The organism is Aeromicrobium sp. (assembly GCF_036676885.1).
In the GTDB taxonomy this organism is placed as follows: Bacteria; Actinomycetota; Actinomycetes; order Propionibacteriales; family Nocardioidaceae; genus Aeromicrobium.
Genome location: NZ_JAKFCB010000306.1, coordinates 1 through 6,524 on the forward strand (window position 1 = coordinate 1; position 6,524 = coordinate 6,524).

Below are 6,524 nucleotides of genomic sequence, written 5' to 3' on the forward strand. Positions count from 1 at the left end.
CCCGGGCCGGTGGCGACGCCCTCCTGCCAGATCACGGCGGCCTTGCCCTTGTCCCAGATGTCGGTGATGCGGGTCGTCAGCCGGGCTGAGCCGGAGGTCGGCAGCTTGCCAATGACCCGGACCTCCTGGGCGCCGTGGACGACCTGGGCCAGGTTGATGTCGCACCCGGGCAGGTCGAGCGAGGGCGGCTCGGTCTGGTGGAACGACGGGGCCACCACGGCGAAGGTCGGCAGCACCTGCAGTGACTCGTCGTCGAGCGTCCACCGCAACGCGTCGGGGGAGACGTTGTCGCCCGCGCGCGAACCGGCGCCGACGGCGAGGTGGTAGAGCAGCACGTCGCTGGCGGTCCAGGAGAACTCCTGGGTGCCGACCTCGGCGCCGATGGCGACGCTGGGATCGATCGGCATCAGGCACCACCCTTGGCGATGTCCTCCGCGGCGAGGTAGCCGAACGTCATCGCGGGACCGATCGTGGCGCCGGGACCTGCGTACGTACGTCCCATCACGGCCGACGAGCAGTTGCCCGCGGCGTACAGCCCCTCGATGACGGAGCCGTCCGGCCGCAGGGCACGCGCGCGTTCGTCGGTGACGATCCCGCCCTTGGTGCCGAGGTCGCCGGGGACGATCCTGACGGCGTAGAACGGGCCCTGGTCAATGCTGTGCAGCGAGGGGTTGGGCTTGACCCGCGGGTCCGCGTAGTAGCGGTCGTACGCGCTGTCGCCGCGATGGAAGTCCTCGTCGTTGCCGGTCCTGGCGAAGCCGTTGAAGCGCTCGATCGTCGCTGCGAGAGCATCGGCCGGCACCTCGATCTCGTCAGCGAGCTGGGCCAACGTCGGGGCCTTCTTGACCGTGCCGAACTTGTACCAACGCCCGGGGAACGGCTGCCGAGGGGAGAGGCCGGCGAAGAGGTAACGGTTGCGGTAGCGCTGGTCCATGACGAGCCAGGCCGGCACATGGGAGACGCCGCTGGCCTCGCCCTTGTAGATCTCGTGCGTCGCCTCGACGTACGGCAGCGCCTCGTTCATGAAGCGCTGGCCGGCGGAGTTGACGATGATCGAGCCGGGCAGGTTGCGCTCGGCGAGGCAGAACCACGGCCCGGACGGCAGCGGGATCGTCGGGCCCCACCACGCATCGTCCATCAGGTCGAGCGCGGCGCCGATGGCGACTCCCGCCTCGATGCCGGCGCCGGTGTTGCTGGCGGCGGCGGTGCTCCAACCCGCGTCGGTCGGAGTCGGCAGGAACTTCTCGCGCAGCGCCTCGCTCTTCTCGAAACCGCCCGAGCCGAGGATCACGCCACGGCGGGCGCGGATCTCGATCTCCTCGCCGTCACGCTCGGCGCGTACGCCGACGACCCTGTCGTTCTCGATGATGAGCCCGGTGAGCGGCGTCTCGTAGAACACCGGCACGTTCGCGTCGACGAGTGCCTTGCGCAGGCTGATGGTCAGGGCGTTGCCCATCGCGTACATCTTGCGGCCGCGGAGCGAGTTGACGATGCGCTTGACGAGAACCCGCATCATCGTCAGGGGGCCACGGATCGTGCGGAGTCCGAGGCTGATCTTGCGGAAGTCGGCCTGCGTGACGATGAGGTTGGCCGGCGCCTTGGCGTACGGCGGGTGCAGCCGGTCGAGCTCGGCGCCGAGGATCCGGCCGTCCATCGGGACCGGCTCGACGCTGCGTCCCTTGGGCCGGCCGCCGGGCTGCTCGGGGAGGTAGTCGGAGTAGTCCGGAACCCAGGTGAGCTTGACCGGGGTCTTCTCGAGCAGGAAGTCGATGACCTCGGGGCCGCGGTCGAGGAACGTCTCGCGGCGCTCCTTGGGGACCACGTCGCCGACGATGGCCTGCAGGTAGTCGCTCGACGCCTGGCGATCGTCGGCGTCGACCTGGCCAGCTGCCTTGAGGGCGGCGTTGCCGGGGATCCACACGCCACCGCCGGAGCGGGCGGTGGAGCCGCCGAAGTAGGCGCTCTTCTCGATCAGGACCGTGTCGAGACCATGCCCAGCCGCGGCGAGAGCTGCCGTCATACCGGCGCCTCCGGCTCCTACGACGACGACATCGTACGTCTCTTGCATGGGACCTCCGTCGGGGCGAACTACCGCAAAACTGTAACAGGTTCTAGTATGACGGTGTGACCTCCACCAAGGCGGATCCCGCCGCCATTGCCGCTGCCACCGAGCGACTTGCGCAGGCGCTGGAGACGCGGGTGCCGTGTGCGGCCGTGCGCGACCTGATCGGGACAGATGACCTGCCGGCGGCCTACGCCGTGCAGCAGGGGCTCGTCCAGAAGCGGTTGGCCGGCGGTGTGACCGTCGTCGGCCGCAAGATCGGCGCCACCTCCGAAGCGGTGCAGAACCAGCTCGGCGTCGACCAGCCCGACTTCGGCTATCTCCTCAGCGACATGGACGTCAGCCACGGCACCGATGGCACACCGATCTCGATGCACCCCCTGCTGCAGCCCCGGGTGGAGGCGGAGGTCGCGTTCCGGCTCGGCCGCGACATCGACGTTCCCGAGGAGCAGATCACGATCGACCTGGTCCGCGACGCCGTCGAGGTGGCGATCCCGGCGCTGGAGATCGTCGACTCGCGCATCGAGGGCTGGGACATCACGTTCACCGACACGGTTGCCGACAACGCCTCGAGCGGCCTCTACGTCATCGGCGACACGGGGCTCCCGCTGAGCGAGATCGTGCCGCGAGAGGTCGAGATGAGCCTGACCATCAACGGCGAGGAGCGCTCGTCCGGCAACGGCGCCGCCTGTCTCGGCGACCCGCTGGAGGCACTGAGGTGGCTCGCCGTCCAGGCCGCACGCTTCGGCGACCCGCTGCGCGCGGGACACCTGATCCTGTCCGGGGCCCTGGGGCCCTTCGTACCGTTCGCCGCGGGTGACCGCGTCACGGCTTCCATCAGCGGGTTCGCGCCCCTGACCGTCTCCTTCGAGGAGTAAGACCATGAGCAAGAAAGTCACCGCGGCCATCGTCGGACCCGGCAACATCGGGACCGACCTGCTCTACAAGCTGCTGCGCAGCGACGTCATCGAGCCCCGCTGGATGATCGGCGTCGATCCTTCCTCAGAGGGCTTGAAGCTCGCGCGTGATCGCGGCGTCGAGGCGTCGCACGAGGGGGTCGACTGGCTGCTCAAGCAGGACGAGCTGCCCGAGCTGATCTTCGAGGCGACCTCGGCGTACGTCCACCGGGAGTACGCGCCCCGTTACGCCGAGGCCGGCATTCGTGCGATCGACCTGACCCCGGCCGCTGTTGGCCCCGCGGTCATCCCGCCGGTCAACGGCGAGGAACACCTCACCGCCGACAACGTCAACATGATCACGTGCGGCGGTCAGGCCACGATCCCGATGGTCTACGCCGTCTCCCGGGTGGCCCCGGTGCCGTACGCGGAGATCGTCGCGTCCGTCTCCAGCGCCTCCGCCGGGCCGGGCACACGCGCCAACATCGACGAGTTCACGCGTACGACCAGCGCCGGCGTCGAGACGATCGGCGGCGCGGAGCGCGGCAAGGCGATCATCATCCTCAACCCCGCCGAGCCGCCGATGATCATGCGCGACACGATCTTCTGCGGCGTCAGCGCCGATGCCGATCGCGACGCGATCTCCGAGTCCGTCGTACGGATGGCGCAGCAGGTGCAGGAGTACGTCCCCGGCTACCGGTTGCTCCAGGACCCGCAGTTCGACGACGCCTCCGAGGCCACGATGGGGCTGACCAAGGTCAGCATCTTCGTCGAGGTCGAAGGCGCCGGCGACTACCTGCCGCCATACGCCGGCAACCTCGACATCATGACCGCCGCCGCAACGAGAGTCGGCGAGTCGATCGCGAAGGAGATCGTCCGATGACCGCCCCGCTGATTGAGCCTGTCGAAATCAACGCCCTCGCCCGTACGTGGTCGCAGACCGACCCGGCGAGCGACCTCGACCTCCGGCTGACCGACACCTGCCTGCGCGACGGCTCGCACCACAAGCGGCACCAGTTCGTGCCGCAGGAGGTACGCGACATCGTCGGTGCGCTCGACGCTGCGGGCATCCCGGTCATCGAGGTGACCCACGGCGACGGCCTCGGCGGATCGTCGTTCAACTACGGCTTCTCCAAGACGCCGGAGCAGGAGCTCATCAAGCTCGCCGCCGAGACCGCGAAGACCGCCCGCATCGCGTTCCTCATGCTCCCCGGCGTCGGCACCAAGGACGACATCCGCGCTGCCCAGGACAACGGCGGGCAGATCTGCCGCATCGCCACGCACTGCACCGAGGCCGACACCTCGCAGCAGCACTTCGGGCTCGCCCGCGAGCTCGGCCTGGAGACCGTCGGCTTCCTGATGATGAGCCACACCCAGTCGCCCGAGGTGCTGGCCAGGCAGGCGCGCATCATGGTCGACGCCGGCTGCCAGTGTGTGTACGTCGTCGACTCCGCCGGCGCGCTGATCATGGAGGGTGTCGCCGACCGCGTGTCAGCGATCGTCGCCGAGATCGGGCACGAGGCGACGGTCGGCTTCCACGGTCACGAGAACCTCGGCCTCGGCGTCGCCAACACCGTCATCGCGGCACGTGCCGGTGCCACCCAGATCGACGGCTCGGTGCGCAGGTTCGGCGCCGGCGCCGGCAACACGCCGCTCGAGGCGTTCATCGGCGTGGCCGACAAGCTCGGCTGGAACACCGGTGTCGACTTCCTGCAGATCGTCGATGCGGCCGAGGACGTCGTACGCCCGGCAATGCCCGAGGAGTGCACGCTCAACCGGATGACGCTGATGATGGGCTACGCCGGCGTCTACTCCTCGTTCCTCAAGCATGCGGGCAACGCCGCGGAGCGCTACGAGGTCTCGGGTGCGGAGATCCTGCTCGAGGCCGGCCGGCGCAAGCTGATCGGCGGCCAGGAGGACCAGCTCATCGACATCGCCCTGATGCTCAAGGCGAAAGCCGACGCGAACTCGTAGCTGCGCAGGGCTCGTGAGTCGATTCTTGCAGACGGGTCTGACACCCGATTTGGTCTGCAATCCCAGCGTTTAACCCTTGACAGTCGAACACGTGTTCGACTAGGTTTGGGGTATGGAATCGGGGGCCGTGATCGACGTGATGCGCACTGCTGCGCAGACGCTTCGCACTGGTGATGTGCGGGACAAGATCCACGCCCTGCAGGACCTGCACCACGCGATCGACGCGGCGCAAGCCGCCCTGTTGGGCGAGCTGGAGGCGTCCAAGGAGTTCGAGCTCGACGGCGCCTCCACGTTGAACATGTGGGTGCGCAACCAGCTGCGGATGAACTCCGGCCAGGCCACCGCCCTGGTCCGGGGCGCGATCGTGCTGCGCGACCTGCCCCAGGTGGCCGAGGCCGCGTTCAGCGGTCAGATCAGCGCCGCCCATGTGCAGGCGTTCGTCTACGGGCTGCGCCACGTCGGCCTGGACCCGATGCGCCAGCACCAGGAAGTCCTGCTCGAGGTCGCCCGCAACCGCGAACCCGGTGCCCTGATCGAAGCGGTCAAGCATCTCAAGGCTGTCGTGCATCCCGAAGACCTCGACGACGCGTACGAACGCGGCATGGACAAAGAAGACATCGCCGTCGACGCCTTGCCTGAGGGCTGGCATGTGACCGGGTTCCTCAACACCGTGACGGGGGCCAAGCTCAAGAAGGTCCTCGAGTCCGTCTCGGCACCCCGCGACAAGGACGACACCCGCACGGGGTCCGAACGCCGGGTGCAGGGACTGGATGACCTGCTGGACAGCATCCTGGGCAACGGCCTCCCCTCCGACAAAGGCGTCAAACCCCACCTGTCGGTGTTCGTCGACGCCGACACCCTCGAAGCGGCCGCCGAACACGTCAAGCAGACCACCGAGAACCCCTACGCGTCTCCCGCGCCGATGCGTGACGTCGAACCCGCGACACTCGCCGGGCACGGGGCGATCGGCCCCAACCTGCTGATGTACTTCCTGTGCGTCAGCGACTTCACCGCCTTCCTCATGAAGGACGGCGGCGGTGCACGGCAGGCCCAGATCCTCAACGCCGGCCGCGGCCGCTACCAGCCCAACCTCCTGCAACGCCGGGCGGTGATCGCCCGCCAACAGGGCGTGTGCGCCACCCCCGGCTGCAACCACACCCACCTACAGATCCACCACACCATCTGGTGGTCCCACGGCGGACCCACCAACCTCGACCTCCTCATCGGCCTCTGCGTCCGCTGCCACACCCTGCTCCACCGCGGCAGACTCCACATCACCGGCAACGCCCTCGACGGATTCCAGTTCACCAACCGCACCGGCCGGACCCTACGCAAACGACGACGAACCCCCTACCGCCAAGCCGCCTGACCAAGCGTCCGGCGGCCCACCGGCACGCCCAAGCGGTGGCCAGTCATGCGACGACGGCGTTCGCGAATGGCCAAAACGGTCACACGCTCCATCACACGTCGGCGGCGCAGGCTGAGGTCATGGACACGAACAGGAGCAAGACCATGAACCTCACAGACATCCTCAACCGCACCGCAGACCGCATCGTCACCGAAGGGACGCCGACCGAATCACGGACTCTCGA

The 6,524-nt window shown here is 68.4% G+C and carries 5 protein-coding genes and 1 pseudogene; 4 read left to right on the forward strand and 2 right to left on the reverse strand.

Annotation, left to right across the window (positions count from 1 at the left end; translation table 11 throughout):
• Both V6M46_RS14060 and kstD read right to left on the reverse strand, forming a co-directional pair.
• Positions 1-407: pseudogene (locus tag V6M46_RS14060) on the reverse strand (3-alpha,7-alpha,12-alpha-trihydroxy-5-beta-cholest-24-enoyl-CoA hydratase); the annotation flags it as partial.
• A complete protein-coding gene (gene kstD / locus V6M46_RS14065) occupies positions 407-2,068 on the reverse strand; it encodes a 3-oxosteroid 1-dehydrogenase (protein WP_332666239.1) in 1,662 nt (553 codons plus the stop codon). The gene kstD and the pseudogene V6M46_RS14060, both read right to left, overlap by 1 nt.
• A gap of 56 nt (positions 2,069-2,124) precedes the next feature.
• On the opposite strand from kstD, the gene V6M46_RS14070 reads away from it, so the two are divergent.
• From V6M46_RS14070 to V6M46_RS14085, 4 genes are all read left to right on the forward strand, one after another.
• Positions 2,125-2,940, forward strand: coding sequence for a 2-keto-4-pentenoate hydratase (locus V6M46_RS14070; RefSeq protein WP_332666240.1), 816 nt, complete (start codon positions 2,125-2,127; stop codon positions 2,938-2,940).
• A 4-nt stretch (positions 2,941-2,944) separates the two neighbouring features.
• Positions 2,945-3,841, forward strand: a complete 897-nt coding sequence (locus V6M46_RS14075) for an acetaldehyde dehydrogenase (acetylating) (protein ID WP_332666242.1) — start codon at positions 2,945-2,947, stop codon at positions 3,839-3,841.
• Positions 3,838-4,932, forward strand: coding sequence for a 4-hydroxy-2-oxovalerate aldolase (gene dmpG / locus V6M46_RS14080; protein WP_332666244.1), 1,095 nt, complete (start codon positions 3,838-3,840; stop codon positions 4,930-4,932). The genes V6M46_RS14075 and dmpG overlap by 4 nt, the downstream gene beginning before the upstream one ends.
• Before the next feature lie 112 nt (positions 4,933-5,044).
• A complete protein-coding gene (locus V6M46_RS14085; protein ID WP_332666246.1) occupies positions 5,045-6,301 on the forward strand; it encodes an HNH endonuclease in 1,257 nt (418 codons plus the stop codon).
• Positions 6,302-6,524: the final 223 nt, after the last annotated feature.